This window comes from Bordetella sp. (assembly GCF_057362025.1).
Genome location: NZ_JBMQQZ010000015.1, coordinates 1 through 16,549 on the forward strand (window position 1 = coordinate 1; position 16,549 = coordinate 16,549).

The following is a 16,549-nucleotide window of genomic DNA, read 5'->3' on the forward strand; positions in this document are numbered from 1 at the left end:
CGAGCGTGAACAGCTTCTTCGGCATCACCACGATGATCATCTCGATCCCGACGGGCGCCAAGGTGTTCAACTGGCTGTTCACCATGTATCGCGGCCGCATCCGCTTCGAGGTGCCGATGCTGTGGACCGTGGGTTTCATGGTGACCTTCGTGATCGGTGGCATGACCGGCGTGATGCTGGCGGTTCCGCCCGCCGATTTCGTGCTGCACAACAGCCTGTTCCTGATCGCGCACTTCCACAACGTCATCATCGGCGGCGTGGTGTTCGGCATGTTCGCCGGCATCAACTACTGGTTCCCCAAGGCCTTCGGCTTCAAGCTGGACGAATTCTGGGGCAAGTGCTCGTTCTGGTTCTGGCTGGTGGGCTTCTGGGTCGCCTTCATGCCGCTGTACGTCCTGGGCCTGATGGGCGTGACGCGCCGCATGAACCACTTCGACGATCCGTCGCTGCAGATCTGGTTCGTCATCGCCGCCTTCGGCGCCCTCCTGATCGCCTTCGGTATCGCCAGCTTCCTGATCCAGATCTACGTCAGCATCCGCCGCCGCGAACAGCTGCGCGATGTGACGGGCGATCCCTGGAACGGCCGCACGCTGGAATGGTCCACGTCGTCGCCCCCGCCCGCCTATAACTTCGCCTTCACCCCGCAGATCCACGAGGGCGACGCGTGGTGGCAGATGAAGCAGCGCGGCGCCCAGCGGCCGACGGAAGGGTTCATCCCCATCCACATGCCCAAGAATACGGCCGCGGGCATCATCCTGGCCGGCCTGAGCACCGTTTTCGGCTTCGGCATGATCTGGCACATGTGGCTGCTGGTGATCGTATCGTTCGTCGCCGTCCTGGCGGTGGCGATCGGCCACACCTTCAACTACAAGCGCGATTACTACATCCCCGCGGACGAAGTCGTTCGCGTTGAAGCCGAGCGTACCCGTCTGCTAGCAAACCATGTCTAAAACCACCGTCCTCACCCAACCCGGCGGCGCGGCCTCGCCGGAAGCCCTCAGCTTTTACCTGACTGAGGAGCACCACCCGAAGAACGGCACGCTGCTGGGCTTCTGGGTTTACCTGATGAGCGATTGCCTCATCTTCGCCAGCCTGTTCGCGGTCTACGGCGTGCTGGGCCGCAGCTATGCGGCCGGGCCGTCGGGCGCCGACCTGTTCGACCTGCCGCTGGTGGCGCTGAACACGTCCATGCTGCTGTTGTCGTCCATTACCTATGGCTTCGCCATGCTGGAGATGAACCGCAACCGCGTGGGCGCCACGCAGTTCTGGCTGCTGATCACCGGCCTGTTCGGCGCCGCGTTCATCGGCCTGGAACTGTACGAGTTCGCGCACCTGATCCACGAAGGCAACGGCCCGACCCGCAGCGCCTTCCTGTCGTCCTTCTTCACCCTGGTGGGCACGCACGGCCTGCACGTCACCAGCGGCATCATCTGGCTGATCACGCTGATGGTGCAGGTCGGCCGCTTCGGCCTGACCTCCGCCAACAAGCGCCGCCTGATGTGCCTGTCGATGTTCTGGCACTTCCTGGACGTCGTCTGGATCGGCGTGTTCACCTTTGTCTATCTGATGGGAGTGCTGCCATGAGCACGCATAACGGTACGCTGGCCCATGGCGATCACAACCATGGCCACGATCATCACGACGACCACGACGACGGCGCCGCGCACGGCACCTTCAAGGGGTACATGACCGGCTTCATCCTGTCGGTCATCCTGACGGCCATTCCGTTCTGGGTGGTCATGGGCAAGGTCTTCGATCAGTCCAGCACGACCGCCATGGTCATCCTGGGCCTGGCCGCGGTGCAGATCGTGGTGCACATGGTCTACTTCCTGCACATGAACACCCGGTCCGAAGGCGGCTGGACCATGCTGGCCCTGATCTTCACCGTGGTGATCGTCGTCATCACCCTGGCCGGATCGCTCTGGGTCATGTATCACCTGAACGTGAACATGATGCCGTCGATGACCGACATGAAGAACATGCCTTAAGCATGGCCTTGCCCAACGGGGGTCCCTCGGAAAGCAGCGAGTCGATGCGATCGATGCAGCACGAGGCCCCATCCACCGCCCGGCTGGACGCCGAAACCGGCGTCCGGCGCCGCCCCGCAGCACTGCTCTGCATGGCGGTCGTGGCGGTGTTGCTTTTTGCGGGCTTCTGCGCGCTGGGCACCTGGCAGGTATACCGGCGTGCCTGGAAGCTCGACCTGATCGCCCGCGTCGACCAGCGCGTCCATGCGCCCGCGGTGCCCGCACCGGAGCGCGGCCGCTGGCCGGCCGTCAGCACCGATGCCGACGAATACCGTCATGTTTCCCTGACGGGTCGCTACGAATACGGCAAGGAAACCCTGACACAGGCCAGCACCGAGCTCGGTAGCGGCTACTGGGTGATCACTCCCCTGCGACGCGACGACGGCAGCACGGTGCTGGTCAATCGCGGGTTCGTGCCGGGCGACCGGCGCGACCGCATCGCCCATCCCCAGCCCGGCGAAGCCGTCACGGTGACCGGCCTGCTGCGCATCACCGAACCGGGCGGCGGCTTTCTGCGCCACAACGACCCCGCGGCCGATCGCTGGTATTCGCGGGACGTGCAGGCGATCGCGTCGGCGCGCGGCCTGTCCGACACGGCGCCCTATTTCGTCGACGCCGCGGCTGCCCCGGCAGCCGCACCGGATACCTGGCCCCGGGGCGGGATGACGGTCATCGCCTTCCACAACAGCCACCTGGTCTATGCCATCACCTGGTACGCGCTGGCGCTGATGGTGGCCGGCGCGGCGTTCTACGTCGTCCGCGACGAACGACGGCAGCGGCAGCCCCGGGCGCCGCACGGCCGATGAACGCCGAGCCCGACCGCGCCGTGCCGGCGGCCGTGGCCGCCGGACACCTCGAGCCCTCCGCGCCCGCCCCCGGCGGACGGCGACGGTACGACACCACCGGCCACAAGAACATGCAGCAGCTGATCACGCTGCGCTGGATCGCCGTACTGGGGCAGATCGCCACGATCTACGTCGTGGCGATGGGATTCGGCGTACCGCTGCCGCTAAGTTACATGGCCCTCGTACTGGGCGGGCTTATCGCCTTCAATATCGTCGGCATGCTGCGCCTGCGCCTGGCGCCGGAGGTCAGCAATACCGAGCTGATGGTGGCGATGCTGGTGGACCTCGTCGCGCTGACGGCCCAGCTCTACCTGACCGGCGGCGCCACCAATCCCTTCGTTTTCCTGTACCTGGTCCAGGTCACCCTGGGCGCCATGCTGCTCAAGCCCTGGAGCACCTGGTTGCTGGTCATCGTCACCACCCTGTGCTTCATGCTGCTGGCCGCCGCCGGGCGGCCGCTGACGCTGCCGCTGGACCACGGCAACGGCCTTGCCAGCCTGTACGTGCAGGGCATGCTGATCTGCTTTGCCCTGAACGCATCCCTGCTGGTGGTCTTTATCACGCGCATCAACGGCAACCTGCGGGCGCGCGACGCCCATCTGGCGGACCTGCGCCAGCGGGCCGCCGAGGAGGAACATATCGTTCGCATGGGGCTGCTGGCCTCCGGCGCCGCGCACGAACTGGGCACGCCGCTGGCGACCATGGCCGTCATTCTGGGCGACTGGCGCCACATGAGGCCCTTCAAGGGCGACCCGCAGCTGCTGCAGGAGATCGGCGACATGCAGGCGGCCGTCGCGCGCTGCAAGTCGATCGTCGGCGGTATCCTGCTGTCGGCCGGCGAAGCGCGCGGCGAAGCGCCGGCCGAAACCACCGTGCATACCTTCCTGGACGACCTTGTCGCCGATTGGCGCGCGACGCGGGGCTTCGACGAACAGCTGCGCTACGACAATGCCTTCGGCGCGGACTTGCGCATCGTTTCGGATTCGGCGCTCAAGCAGATGATCTGCAATGTGCTGGACAATGCCCTGGACGCGGCACGCCGCGGCATCGCGCTGACCGTGCGGCGCGAAGAGGATGCGCTGGTGCTGGAAATCACCGATGACGGCCCCGGCTTCGCCGCGCCCATGCTGGCGCACTTCGGCAAGCCGTACCAATCCAGCAAGGGCCGCCCCGGCGGCGGACTGGGGCTGTTCCTTGTGGTGAACGTGGCACGCACGCTGGGCGGCACGGTAGCCGCCGAGAACCTGCCCGAAGGCGGCGCGCGCGTTACCCTGCGGTTGCCGCTCTCCGCCATTACCCTGGAGGAAGACGATGACGTCCACCCCGGCCTCTGAGGAGCGCCTGCTGCTCATCGTCGAGGACGACGAAACCTTCGCCCGCACGCTGGGCCGATCCTTCGAACGGCGGGGCTACCGCGTGCTGCACGCGACAGGGCTGGAATCGCTGCAGGCGATACTGCCGGAGCACCAGCCGGGGTATGCGGTCGTGGACCTGAAGCTCAAGGGAGAGGCCTCCGGCCTGGCCTGCGTACAAGCGCTGCACGCGCACAATCCGGATACCATCATCGTCGTGCTGACCGGGTACGCCAGCATCGCCACGGCGGTGGAAGCCATCAAGCTCGGCGCGCGGCATTACCTGGCCAAGCCGTCGAACACCGACGATATCGAACAGGCTTTCGGGCGGGACAGCGGGGACGTCGAAACGGAGCTAAGCGATCGCCCCACTTCGATAAAGACCCTGGAGTGGGAGCATATTCACGAAGCCCTCGCGGCGACGGGATTCAATATCTCCGAAACGGCGCGGCGCCTGGGCATGCACCGGCGCACGCTCGCCCGCAAGCTGGAAAAGCAAAGAGTGAAATAACGCCGGCGCGGACGGCTGCGGGGCCACCGCCCGCGGGCCAGGGCCGCTACTGCGACATGCCGTCGCCCATCCAGCGCCGCTTGTCGCGCAAGGGCGCGCAGCCGAACAGCCGGCTGTACTCGCGACTGAACTGAGACGGGCTTTCATAGCCGACCTGATGCGCCACCACGGCGACGTCGGTGTCGCTGGTAAACATCAGACGCCGTGCCTCCTGCAGGCGCAACTGCTTCTGGAACTGCAGCGGGCTCATCGCGGTGACGGCCTTGAAGTGATGGTGGAAAGAAGAGGCGCTCATGTGCGCCTGGCGTGCCAGGTCGTCCACGCGCAACGGCCGCACATAATGTTCGCGCAGCAGGCGGATGGCACGCGCGATGCGCTGGGTATGGCTGTCCTTCTGGACCAATTGGCGCAGCACCGCCCCCTGCCCGTTCATCAGCAGCCGGTAGAAGATTTCGCGCTTGACCATGGGCGCCAGCACGGGGATGTCGACCGGGGTATCGAGCAGGCGCAGCAGCCGCAATACACCATCCAGCAGCGTGTCGCTGAGGGGATTGACGTACAGGCCGCGCGGCGCTTCGGCCTGCGCGGCGGGCAGCGGTTCGACGTCCTGGATCAGCGCGCCTATGGCCTCGACGTCGAGGTCCAGGCGCAGGCCAAGGTAAGGTTCGCTGGAACTCCCGACGGCGACCTTGCCGGCGACCGGAAGATCGACAGACGACACCAGGTAGTGCAGCGGATCGTATTCGTACACCTGGTCGCCCACCAGGAGCCGCTTGGAACCCTGCGCGATGACGCCGAAGATCGGCAACTGCAAGGCGTGATGCGGACCGCCCGGGCAAGTGACGCGGTGCAGGTACAGTCCCGGCACGGCGGTCGCCATCGAGCCTTCCAGCGTCCCCGTCAGCCGGGTCAGCCGCCAGACCAGTTCGTGCCGGGCGGCGTCCAGTATCGCGTCGACGCCGTCCACGGCGGGAGAGGGATGCAAGAAGGAATCGGGTATCTCGTTCAAGCCCATGGTTCGCCCGTGCGGAATTTTATGCAATGCAAGCATAGCGCCAGTTTCCTGTCAGGAGCGACGCGACCCCACCGCCGATAGGGATCCCTGGAGGATCAGGCAGGAATCGAACAGGATCGAGCAGACTTGGAACCGGCCGCGCGCGCATACTTTCGCATCGCGGCTGTAGACGAATCAGGAGCATGCCATGCGCTACAACAGATTGGGCAGTACAGGACTATTCGTGTCGGAACTGTGCCTGGGCACGATGACCTTCGGCGGCGAGAACGGCACTATTTGGGGGCAGATCGGCAGCCTGGAGCAGGACGAGGTGGACCGCCTGGTCGGCGCCGCCCTGGACGCCGGCATCAACTTCATCGATACCGCGAATGTCTATTCCGGCGGCCGTTCCGAGATCCTGACCGGCCAGGCGATCCGCAACCTGAACGTGCCGCGCGAAAACATCGTGGTGGCGTCCAAGGTGATGGGCCAGACGGGCACCGGCGGCGTGAATTCGAGCGGCTTGTCGCGCTTCCACATCATGGAAAGCGTGAAGGCCTCGCTCAAGCGCATGAAGCTGGACCATTTGGATCTGTACCAGGTCCATGGCTTCGACCCCGCCACGCCCATCGAAGAGACGCTGCGCGCACTGGATACGCTGGTCCAGCATGGACACGTCAGGTATATCGGCGTCTCAAACTGGGCAGCGTGGCAGATCATGAAGGCGCTGGGCATCTCCGAGCGGCACGGCCTGGCCCGGTTCGAATCGCTACAGGCTTACTACACGATCGCGGGGCGCGACCTCGAACGCGAGATCGTGCCCTTGCTGCGCAGCGAGGGCCTGGGCCTGATGGTATGGAGCCCGCTGGCGGGCGGCCTGCTGAGCGGCAAGTTCGCGCGCGACAAACAGGGCGATGAAGGCAACCGCCGCACCGCCTTCGACTTCCCGCCGGTGAACCGCGAACGGGCCTTCGACTGCGTGGACGCCATGCGCGCCATCGCCGAAGCGCGCAAGGTGTCGGTCGCCCAGATCGCCCTGGCCTGGCTGCTCCAACAGCCCGCGGTCACCACGGTCATCATCGGCGCCAAGCGCATCGAACAACTGCGGGACAACATCGGTGCCGCGACCATCGAGCTCACCGATGACGAACTCGCGGCATTGGCCCAGGTCAGCGCCCTGCCCGCCGAGTATCCGGGCTGGATGCTCGAACGCCAGGGCGGCGCGCGACGCCGCCTGCTGACGGAGGGTACGCGCGACTGATCGCGCCATCCCGTTCCGTTCCCGATCCGCCCGATACCGGGCGGATTTTGTTTTACGCTTACCACCCATGACAGTTGAACGCTCTCCCGACGCATCCTCGCTCCCGTCCACACAACCGCCGCTGACTCGCGGACTGCTGTTTGCCCTGGCGATCACCGCGGGCGCGGCGGTGGCGAACCTGTACTACAGCCAGCCCATGCTGGCCCTCATCGCCGATACCTTTCATGCGGGCGAGGAAATCGGCCTTATCACCATGTGCACGCAATTGGGCTACACCATCGGCCTGGTGCTGCTCGTGCCGCTGGGAGACCGGCTGGAGCGCCGCCGCCTGATCCTTTCGCAATGCGTCCTGTTGATCGCCGCGGCCGCGGCATGCGCGGTGGCCCCATCCTTCGGCACCTTGATCGCCGCGTCCATCATGCTGGGCGTGGGGGCGACCATCACGCAATTGATCATTCCCTTCGCGGCCGACCTTGCCCCTGACGCCACGCGCGGGCAGGCGGTCGGCGTCGTATTCAGCGGCCTGCTGGCCGGCATTCTGCTGGCGCGCACGCTCAGCGGCGCGGTCGGCCAGCTCATGGGATGGCGTGCCATGTTCTGGGTGGCCGCCGGCATCGCGCTGGCGCTGGGGGCCATGATGTTCATGCTGCTGCCCCGCGTCGCGCCGAAGTCGCGCCTGCCCTACACGCAACTCCTGGGTTCGATGGTGCGGCTGTTGTTCATGCATGCGCCGCTGCGACGGGCCTGCGCGACGCAGGCGTGCCTGTTCGGCTTGTTCAGCGCCTTCTGGTCGGTACTCGCGCTGCTGCTGGCCCAGCCGCCCTACGGGATGGGATCCGCGGTGGCCGGCGCATTCGGGATCGTCGGTCTTATAGGCGTGGGCGCCGCGTCGTGGGGAGGCAAGCTGGCGGACCGCTACGGCGCCCGCAACGGCGTCGGCGCCGGCATCCTCGCATGCGCGCTCTCCTTCGTCGTGTTCGCCCTGGTTCCCTCGATGACCGGTCTGGTCGTCGGCGTCATCCTGCTGGACCTGGGCGTATCGCTGGCGCAGGTCTCGAATCAATCGCTGATACTCGGCCTGGATGCCCAGGCGCGCAGCCGAATCAACACGGTGTATGTCACCTCCATCTTTTTCGGCGGCGCGTTCGGCTCGGGCGCAGCCAGCGTCGCATGGCACCGCGGCGGATGGATTGCCGTGTCTTTACTGGGGTTGGGATTGGCCCTGCTGGCCCTTGGCGTTCACATCCATGACCGCATCAGCACACGTCGCATGGGAACGCCGGGCCGAGCCACGCCGTAACGCCGCACGAATTCAGCGCGGCGTCAGAAAACCTGCAGTGGAAGGCCGGCGAAGATGAGTAGGTCGTTCCCGCCGGACAGCGGTCAATACACCGCGACAGCGGGCGGTGTCACAACCGAGATGGGTTGTTCCAGCTTGTATCGCTCGAGCGCGCGCATGCCGGCCGCCGCGGCCTCGGACGCCGAATCGCAGGCGTCGTCGCTGGCCACCAGGGTACCTTTGCCCTGCTCTTTCGACAGCGCGAGATAGATATACCAGCCATAGCCCGCGGTGGATTCCTCCACATCGAGCGTCAGGCGATATCCCTCGCCCATCGTCATATAAAGTTCCATGTTCTCCCCTTCAGCAAAGGCAGTTCTATAGCACGCGCGCGTCAACGAAAGGTATCCCGGCAACTCCCTCTTGACTTGCGCGTGCCACATGTCCCGATGCCTTCGCACCTTCATTCGCAAGTGCGCTAGCGTCCGTCTCCGCACTTTCGTTGTCAAGCAATCGCAGAGGCAACAAGCGTATACGCGGCGATGATTCTTCGTTTTCTTTGGAAACATTCCTACGCTGCCGGATTCGCCAGGCGGTGATACCTTGCTCCGTCGACCGACGTTCCCCGCCATGCGCACGGGAATACCGGCCGACCACACGTGCTTGTTTTGCCACGGCTTCGGCCGTGGCGTTTTTATCTTCGATGCGCAGGCTTTTGCAACTAGTCGCAATAAGTAGCCCTTCTGCAACGACGCGCGTGAGACCTGCGTGCCACCGCGCCACCTCCCTCCGTATACTTTGCCGCGCTTTCCCTTGGGAAAAGTCCACCACGCCGCGGCCCGGGGATTACCGCGATCGAAGATGAGGTTCAAGTGCAAAGAGTAGGAAGCGTCGTGATCGTTGACGATCACCCCATGATCCGCTTCGCGGTCAGGACGATACTGGAACAGAGCGGCTGGGACGTCGTCGCCGAAGTGTCGACCGGTGTCGACGCATTGAGCGCCGCGCGCGAATATCGCCCGGACCTGATCGTGCTGGACATTGGCATCCCCAAAATGGATGGCCTGATGGTGATCAGCCGCTTGCGCGCGGACGGACGCGACCACAAGCCCGGGATCGTGGTACTGACCGCCCAGAATCCGGATCATCTGGCGGCCCGCTGCCTGCACGCGGGCGCCTCGGGCTTTGTGTACAAGGGCAAGGAACTGCAGGAGCTGGTCAGCGCCGCGAAGGCGGTGCTGCAGGGCAATACCTACTTCCCCACCGTTGCGTTGCATCCCAGCGGCGAACGCGGCACCGCGATGAGCGAAGCGGCACTGATCGAACAGCTGTCGGATCGTGAACTGGTAGTCCTGCAGCACCTCGCGCGCGGCGCATTGAACAAGACCATCGCGGCTACCCTGATGCTTAGCGAGAAAACGGTCAGCACATACAAAAGCAGGCTGCAGGAAAAGCTGAACGCTGCCACGCTGCTCGAGCTTACCGATATCGCAAGACGCAACGGCCTGGTGTAGCGACATGCCCGGCGCCATGCTTAGACGCGCGGCATGGATCTCGGCGTTCCTGCTGCTGACCTGCAGCGCCGATGCGGCGCAGGTACCGTACGACGACGAAGAAGGCCCCGCGTGGATCGCGGCGCTGCTGGAAGAACAATGGCTGCTGGTCGACCCGCTGCTGGGCGCGGCCATGCTGGCGGGCTCCATGCTGGCAGGCTGGAACGGCCATCTGCGCCGCCAGATCAGCAAGCGCCGGCGCAGGGAACATTTTTTGCAAGCAGCGGCACAGTCCGCCGAATCCGCCTCGCGCGCGAAAAGCGATTTCCTTGCCGTTGCCAGCCACGAGATCCGCACCCCCCTTCACGCCATGGCCGGCATGCTGGAGCTCGGCCTGAAAGAAGCGGCTGCCGGCCAGGATGTGCAGGACCATCTGCGTGTGGCGCATGGGGCGGCGCAAGGATTGCTGGATCTGGTGCGAGACATTCTCGACCTCGAAAGACTGGATCGCGGCAAGCTCGAACTCCTGCCACGGCGGGCCAATCTGCGCACGCTGGTGGAATCGGTTGTCGAGGTCTTCAATGGAATGGCGCGCGACAAGGGCCTGGCATTGCGCTTCGAGGCCGATCGAGGCGCCGATACGGACATCATGGTGGACGCGGTACGCTTCCGGCAAATCGTGTCGAACCTCCTGGGCAATGCGGTGAAGTTCACCGAGACGGGCCGCGTGGAGGTCCGCGTCAACACTCGCAGGCCGGACAAGGCCCGGCTGTCCGCGACGGTGGTCGTGGCCGACACGGGTATCGGCATAGACCGGGCGGACCAGGACAAGCTGTTCGCCCCCTACAGCCAAACGCGCGAGGGCGCGCGCGTCCATGGCGGCAGCGGCCTGGGCTTGAGCATCGCCAGGCGGCTGGCGTCGCTGATGGGCGGCACCCTGCAGCTGGAAAGCGCGCGTGGCGAGGGTTGCACGATACGTTTCGATTTCGACGCGGAAATCCTGTCCGCGCCGGCGCACGCGGGCGAGCCTGCGCAGGCCTGTGCCGATGCCGGCCCGGCGTTGCAGATATTGGCGGTCGACGACAACGGCCCCAGCCGCCTGCTGCTGTGCAAGCAACTGGAACATCTGGGACATCGCGTCGTGCTGGCCCGCGGCGGCAGGGCGGCATGGCGGCTATGGCGCGCCGGCGCATACCACCTGGTCATCACGGACTGCAATATGGCCGATGGCAGCGGCTACGCACTGGCACGCCGCATACGCGATGCCGAGGCGGCCCTGGGTAGCGGCTCGTGCACGATATGGGCCTACACGGCCAGCGCGCGTCGGAACGAAACCCAGCGCTGCCTGGAAGCCGGCATGGACGCCTGTCTGTTCAAGCCGCTGAGCCTGGACGCGCTGCGCCGGCGGCTGTCCGGCCTGCGGCATGCGCGGGCACGCATCGCCGGCGCATGGCGGCATGGCCTGCGTTTCGATCCCGGCGCGATCGAATCCCTGGCCGCCGGCGATAGCGCCATCGCGGACCGCTTCCTGGCCGCGCTTTGGGAAACCGGCGAACAGGACGCCGTCACGCTGCGCAATGCATTGGCCGCTGCCGACGCCGCAGCGGCCGGCGACGCGCTGCACGCGATAAACGGCGTGGCGCGCATGGTCGGCGCCACGCCGTTGGCGGTCGCATGCGTGACGGCACAACAGGCGCTCGAACGCGACGGATTCGCCGCGGCACGTAACGCCTGCCATGCCGCCCAGGAAGAACTGGCGCTGCTGATGCGATCGGTGCGCGCGTGGTCGCAGACCGGGCGGGATGCCCCTGCGCAAGGGCAGCTTGCGCTTCAGGCCTGATCGCCAAGCACCGCCGCCGGCACGAACACGGTACCCGCCATCAGCCGACGCGCGCTGCGGCTCAGCGTCACCTTGGTGACCTCCCAACGGCCTTCCGTCTGGCGCGCCTCCGCGCCGACCCGCAGGCGGCCGGATGCATGCCCGAAGCACAAGGCATCCCGGGCTCCCCCCAGAATGCGGCTGACGATGGTATCCGGCACGGCCGCCGCGGCGGCAATGGCCACCGCGCCCGTCCCCGTCATCGCGTGATGCAGCTGGCCCATCGACATGATGCGCGCGGCGATGTCGATGTCGGAAGCCTCCACCGCATTGCCACTGGAGGCAACGTAGCTGGCCGGCCGGCCGAAGAAGGCCAGCTTGGGCGTGTGCTGGCGCGTCGCGGAGGCTTCTTCCGCCGTGCGCGCCGCGCCCATCGCCACGGCTGCATGCGCGCGTATCAGTTCCAGGCGCACCAGCAACGGTGCATCGCCGTTGATGCGCGCCTGGCTTTCGGTACCGGTCAGGCCCAGTGCCGCCGCCTCCACCAGTACGGCGGGATTGCCGGCATCGATCAGCGTCGCTTCGATGGTACCCACGCCCGGAACCGACAGCATGTCGCGCGGGCGTCCGGTGGGGAACATGCCGCCACCCTGCTCGTCGCCACCGGCACCGGGATCGAGGAAGGTCAGCGGTATCTCCGCCGCCGGGAAGGTCACGCCGTCCAGTTCGAAGTCGCCCAGTTCCTGGACCTGGCCGTCACGCATCGGCACCTGCGCGATGATCCGGCGCTGGATGTTGGCCTGCCAGATACGTATGGTTGCCACGCCATCCGCGGGGGCCCGCACCAGTCCGCGATGAATGGCGAAAGGGCCGACGGCGGCGGTCAGGTTGCCGCAGTTGCCGCTCCAGTCCACCAATGCCTGCCCGATGGCGACCTGGCCGAACCAATAATCGACATCGCAGTCGGGCCGTGTGCTTTTGCCGACGATCACCACCTTGCTGGTGCTGGACGTCGCCCCGCCCATGCCGTCGATCTGCTTGCCGTAGGGATCGGGACTGCCCGCCACGCGCAATAGCACCGCGTCGCGACGCGCTGCGTCGGCCGGCAGGTCCTGCGGCAGGAAAAACACGCCCTTGCTGGTGCCGCCTCGCATGTACAGCGCGGGAATCTCTATCTGTTTGCCTAAGGTATTCATCCACATTCCAGTCGAAACCGCCACGCCGATGGCTGGGGGCGCTCGGTAACAGGGCTTGCCAGGACCGCGCGCGGGCGGCACGATGTTAGCGCCGCCCGCGCGTTTGGTAAAAGCCCGTCGCGGCGCCACCTTGCAGAGGAGCCGGTACGATGACCCTATCCCAACCCCCGTTGCAGGTTCCGCCCGACAGGGCGCTGTCCGACGAAGAATTGCAGGGCATGCAAGCCTATTGGCGCGCCTGCAATTATCTTGCCGTCGGCATGATTTATCTGCGCGCCAATCCATTGCTGCGCGAACCGCTGACGGCGGAACACATCAAGCGCCGGCTCTTGGGGCATTGGGGGTCGGACCCCGGGCAGTCGTTTACGCTGGTGCATCTGAATCGGGTCATCCGCCAGCGCGACATGAACGTCATGTTCATTTCCGGCCCCGGGCACGGCGCGCCCGCCACGCTGGCCCACGCCTACATGGAAGGCCGCTACAGCGAGATCTATCCGGACCGCAGCCAGGACGAAGCCGGCATGCAGCGTTTTTTCCGGCTGTTCTCCTTCCCTGGCGGCATAGGCTCGCATTGCACGCCGGAAACCCCGGGATCGATCCACGAGGGCGGCGAACTGGGCTACAGCCTGTCGCACGGCTACGGCGCGGTGTTCGACAACCCGGACCTGGTCGCCGCCGTCATGGTCGGCGATGGCGAGGCGGAAACCGGGCCGCTGGCGACATCCTGGCATTCCAACAAATTCCTGAATCCCGCGCGCGACGGTGCCGTCCTCCCGATCCTCCACCTGAACGGCTACAAGATCGCCAATCCCACCATCCTGGCGCGCATCCCGCGGCCTGAACTGGAGGCCCTGCTGACAGGCTACGGCCATCGCCCCTATTTCGTCGAAGGCGAGGATCCGCAAGCGATGCACCATGCCATGGCGATCGCGATGGACCATTGTTTCGACGAGATCGAGGCCATCCAGCGCCGCGCGCGCGAAGAAGGCCGGATGGAGCGTCCGCGCTGGCCGATGATCGTGCTGCGCACGCCCAAGGGGTGGACCGGACCGGAAACCGTCGACGGCCATCGCGTCGAGGGTTATTGGCGCGCGCATCAGGTACCGGTGGCCGATCCCGTCACGAATCCCGCCAACCTGAAGGTGGTCGAGGACTGGATGCGAAGCTATCGTCCGGAAGAACTCTTTGACGAGCACGGGGCCCCGATGGCCTTCCTTCGGGCGCTGGCACCCGAGGGCGACCGCCGCATCAGCGCCAACCCGCACGCCAACGGCGGGTTGCTGTGCAAGTCACTGGACATGCCGGACTTCCGCGAATACGCCATCGACGTGGCCGCGCCGGCATCGTCCTATCTGTCGCCGACCGAGGTATTGGGTAAATTCCTGCGCGACGTCATGGCACGCAACATGACGACCTTCCGCCTGTTCGGGCCCGACGAGACCGCCAGCAACAAGCTGACGGCCGTATATGAAGCGTCACGCAAGACGTGGATGGCGGAGATGCTGCCGGTGGACGAGGACGGCGGCGAACTGGCCACGGACGGCCGGGTGATGGAAATGCTTAGCGAGCATACGCTGGAAGGCTGGCTGGAAGGCTATGTGCTGACCGGCCGCCATGGTTTCTTCGCGACCTACGAGGCCTTCGTCCACGTCATCGATTCGATGTTCAACCAGCACGCCAAATGGCTGGAGAAAGCCAAACTGGAGCTGTCCTGGCGCGCCCCGATTCCTTCGATCAATCTGCTGATCACGTCGCTCGTCTGGCGGCAGGACCACAATGGCTTTACGCACCAGGATCCCGGCTTCCTGGATGTCGTCTGCAACAAGAGCCCGGACATCGTGCGCGTCTACCTGCCGCCCGACGCCAATTGCCTGCTGAGCGTGGCGGACCACTGCCTGCGCACGCGCGACTACGTAAACGTCATCGTCGCGGACAAGCAGCCCCACCTGCAATACCTCGACCGCGACGCCGCGATCCGGCATTGCACCAAGGGCATCGGGATCTGGGACTGGGCCTCCACGGACCACGGCAGCGATCCCGATGTGGTAGTCGCGTGCGCCGGCGACGTCGCCACGATGGAAGCCCTGGCCGCCGTGCAGATCCTGAAAGAGAAGTTCCTGGGCCTGAAGATCCGCTTCGTCAATGTCGTCGACCTCTTCCGGCTGATGCCGGATACCGACCATCCGCACGGCCTCTCGGATCCTGACTTCGATTCGCTGTTCACCGCGGACAAGCCGGTCATTTTCAACTTCCACTCCTATCCGGCGCTGGTGCACAAGCTGACGTACCGGCGCCGCAACCACGCCAATCTCCATGTGCATGGCTACCAGGAGCAAGGCAGTATCAATACCCCGTTCGAACTGGCCATCGTGAACCAGATCGATCGCTTCCATCTGGCCATCAATGCCATCGACCGCGTCCCGGCCCTGCAAGGCCGCGGTGCGCACGTCAAGGAATGGCTGCGCGACCAGATCATCATCCACACGGATTACGCGCACACCGAAGGCATAGACCGGGACGAAATCCGCAACTGGACCTGGGCCTGAATCCTTTCCATCCTTGCAGCGAGCATGCCGCCATGTCCGTCGACGCGTCCTCCATCCTGGTTTTGAACAGCGGGTCATCGTCGCTGAAGTTCGCCCTGTTCCTCTCTGCCGGCGATGACGAAGCGGCCGTGGCCGAAGGCGCCGCGAGCAACGTCGGGCGCCCCGATGGCCATCTGCGTATCCGCGACGCACGGGGCGGGATACTGGCCGAACGGGACCACGACATGCCCACGCAAGCGCATGCGCTGGATATCCTGGCGCGCACGCTGGCCGACGCGGGCCTGGGCTCCCCGTCGGCCATCGGCCATCGCATCGTGCACGGCGGCCCGCACCTGCGCACGCACCAGGCCCTCACGCCGGAGGTGGAAGCGCAATTGCGCAGCGCGATACATTTCGCGCCGCTGCACATTCCCATCGCACTGCAGCTTCTGGAAGGCGCAAGAGCGCGATGGCCGGATGCGGCGCAGTTCGCCTGCCTGGACACGGCCTTCCATCGAACCATGCCGCCCCGTGCCAAGCGCCTGCCCCTGCCGGCGCGCTACGCGGACGCGGGCGTCGCGCGCTACGGCTTCCACGGCCTGTCGTACGAATCGCTTGTGCGCCGCCTCGGCGCGGACCTGCCGCCGCGGGCCGTTTTCGCGCACCTGGGCAACGGCGCCAGCCTGTGCGCGGTTCGGGAAGGCAAATCGATCGATACGTCGATGGGCATGACCCCGGCCGGCGGCATCCCCATGGGGTCGCGCAGCGGCGACCTGGACCCTGGCGTCGTCCTGTACCTGATGCGCACCGAAGCACTGCATGCGGATGGCCTGGAAACCCTGATCAACCGCGAGAGCGGGCTGGCCGGCATCGCCGACGGCGAAAGCGATATGCAGGCGCTGCTTGCACGCAGCGCCGCGGGCGATGCGCATGCCGCGCTGGCGGTCGACATCTTCGCGACGTCGGTGCGCAAGCAGATAGGCGCCTATGCGGCATTGATGGGCGGAATCGATCTGCTGGTGTTCACCGGCGGCATCGGCGAGCATAGCGCCGAGCTACGCCGGCGCATCGTTTCCGGATTGGATTTCCTGGGACTCGGCCCCGCCGTGCCCGGACCGGGCGTCATGGTCGTACCTACCGAGGAAGAGCGCCAGATGGCGCGGCATTGCCGTGCCCTGATGCGCGGCAAAGGATCATGAGCGTCGCCGGTCCCCCGGCCCACGCCGGCCGGCGCAAGACCTGCCATG

Annotated in this window: 15 protein-coding genes; 12 read left to right on the forward strand and 3 right to left on the reverse strand. The window is 65.9% G+C overall.

Features of this window, described 5'->3' with window-relative positions:
• The 6 genes from ACO1P8_RS04575 to ACO1P8_RS04600 all read left to right on the forward strand — a co-directional run.
• A partial coding sequence (locus tag ACO1P8_RS04575) for a cbb3-type cytochrome c oxidase subunit I (RefSeq protein ID WP_486294734.1) occupies nt 1–950 on the forward strand: 950 nt, incomplete at its 5' end.
• Nucleotides 943–1,584, forward strand: a complete 642-nt coding sequence (cyoC, locus tag ACO1P8_RS04580; protein ID WP_486294735.1) for a cytochrome o ubiquinol oxidase subunit III — start codon at nt 943–945, stop codon at nt 1,582–1,584. The genes ACO1P8_RS04575 and cyoC, both read left to right, overlap by 8 nt.
• Nucleotides 1,581–1,988: a cytochrome o ubiquinol oxidase subunit IV gene (cyoD, locus tag ACO1P8_RS04585; protein ID WP_094843313.1), complete on the forward strand. Its 408-nt coding sequence runs from the start codon at nt 1,581–1,583 to the stop codon at nt 1,986–1,988. The genes cyoC and cyoD overlap by 4 nt, the downstream gene beginning before the upstream one ends.
• Before the next feature lie 53 nt (nt 1,989–2,041).
• Nucleotides 2,042–2,833, forward strand: a complete 792-nt coding sequence (locus tag ACO1P8_RS04590) for an SURF1 family protein (protein WP_486294907.1) — start codon at nt 2,042–2,044, stop codon at nt 2,831–2,833.
• Complete coding sequence (locus tag ACO1P8_RS04595; protein WP_486294736.1) at nt 2,830–4,206, forward strand: ATP-binding protein; 1,377 nt, start codon at nt 2,830–2,832, stop codon at nt 4,204–4,206. The genes ACO1P8_RS04590 and ACO1P8_RS04595 overlap by 4 nt, the downstream gene beginning before the upstream one ends.
• The gene (locus tag ACO1P8_RS04600) at nt 4,184–4,735 is read left to right on the forward strand and encodes a response regulator transcription factor (protein ID WP_486294737.1); all 552 of its coding nucleotides are present in this window, start codon (nt 4,184–4,186) and stop codon (nt 4,733–4,735) included. The genes ACO1P8_RS04595 and ACO1P8_RS04600 overlap by 23 nt, the downstream gene beginning before the upstream one ends.
• 46 nt (nt 4,736–4,781) lie before the next feature.
• Here ACO1P8_RS04600 and ACO1P8_RS04605 read toward each other — a convergent pair whose 3' ends face one another.
• Nucleotides 4,782–5,750: an AraC family transcriptional regulator gene (locus tag ACO1P8_RS04605; RefSeq protein WP_486294908.1), complete on the reverse strand. Its 969-nt coding sequence runs from the start codon at nt 5,748–5,750 to the stop codon at nt 4,782–4,784.
• A gap of 187 nt (nt 5,751–5,937) precedes the next feature.
• Here ACO1P8_RS04605 and ACO1P8_RS04610 point away from each other — a divergent pair, with 187 nt between their 5' ends.
• Both ACO1P8_RS04610 and ACO1P8_RS04615 read left to right on the forward strand, forming a co-directional pair.
• Nucleotides 5,938–6,990 (forward strand): aldo/keto reductase, encoded by a 1,053-nt coding sequence (locus ACO1P8_RS04610; RefSeq protein WP_486294738.1) that lies wholly within the window; start codon nt 5,938–5,940, stop codon nt 6,988–6,990.
• 67 nt (nt 6,991–7,057) lie between these two features.
• Nucleotides 7,058–8,290 (forward strand): MFS transporter, encoded by a 1,233-nt coding sequence (locus ACO1P8_RS04615; protein ID WP_486294739.1) that lies wholly within the window; start codon nt 7,058–7,060, stop codon nt 8,288–8,290.
• Nucleotides 8,291–8,373: 83 nt separating this feature from the next.
• Here ACO1P8_RS04615 and ACO1P8_RS04620 read toward each other — a convergent pair whose 3' ends face one another.
• The gene (locus ACO1P8_RS04620) at nt 8,374–8,622 is read right to left on the reverse strand and encodes a hypothetical protein (protein WP_486294740.1); all 249 of its coding nucleotides are present in this window, start codon (nt 8,620–8,622) and stop codon (nt 8,374–8,376) included.
• A 540-nt stretch (nt 8,623–9,162) separates the two neighbouring features.
• Here ACO1P8_RS04620 and ACO1P8_RS04625 point away from each other — a divergent pair.
• Nucleotides 9,163–9,783, forward strand: a complete 621-nt coding sequence (locus ACO1P8_RS04625; RefSeq protein WP_486294741.1) for a response regulator — start codon at nt 9,163–9,165, stop codon at nt 9,781–9,783.
• 4 nt (nt 9,784–9,787) lie between these two features.
• A complete protein-coding gene (locus tag ACO1P8_RS04630) occupies nt 9,788–11,602 on the forward strand; it encodes an ATP-binding protein (protein WP_486294742.1) in 1,815 nt (604 codons plus the stop codon).
• On the opposite strand, the gene prpF is transcribed toward ACO1P8_RS04630, so the two are convergent.
• Nucleotides 11,593–12,777: a 2-methylaconitate cis-trans isomerase PrpF gene (prpF, locus tag ACO1P8_RS04635; RefSeq protein ID WP_486294743.1), complete on the reverse strand. Its 1,185-nt coding sequence runs from the start codon at nt 12,775–12,777 to the stop codon at nt 11,593–11,595. The two genes, ACO1P8_RS04630 and prpF, sit on opposite strands and share 10 nt — an antisense overlap.
• A gap of 149 nt (nt 12,778–12,926) precedes the next feature.
• Here prpF and ACO1P8_RS04640 point away from each other — a divergent pair, with 149 nt between their 5' ends.
• Together ACO1P8_RS04640 and ACO1P8_RS04645 are read left to right on the forward strand one after the other, a co-directional pair.
• Nucleotides 12,927–15,323 carry a phosphoketolase family protein gene (locus ACO1P8_RS04640; protein WP_486294744.1) on the forward strand — a complete coding sequence of 799 codons (2,397 nt, stop codon included), beginning with the start codon at nt 12,927–12,929 and terminating at the stop codon, nt 15,321–15,323.
• Nucleotides 15,324–15,355: 32 nt separating this feature from the next.
• Complete coding sequence (locus tag ACO1P8_RS04645; protein ID WP_486294745.1) at nt 15,356–16,501, forward strand: acetate/propionate family kinase; 1,146 nt, start codon at nt 15,356–15,358, stop codon at nt 16,499–16,501.
• Nucleotides 16,502–16,549: the final 48 nt, after the last annotated feature.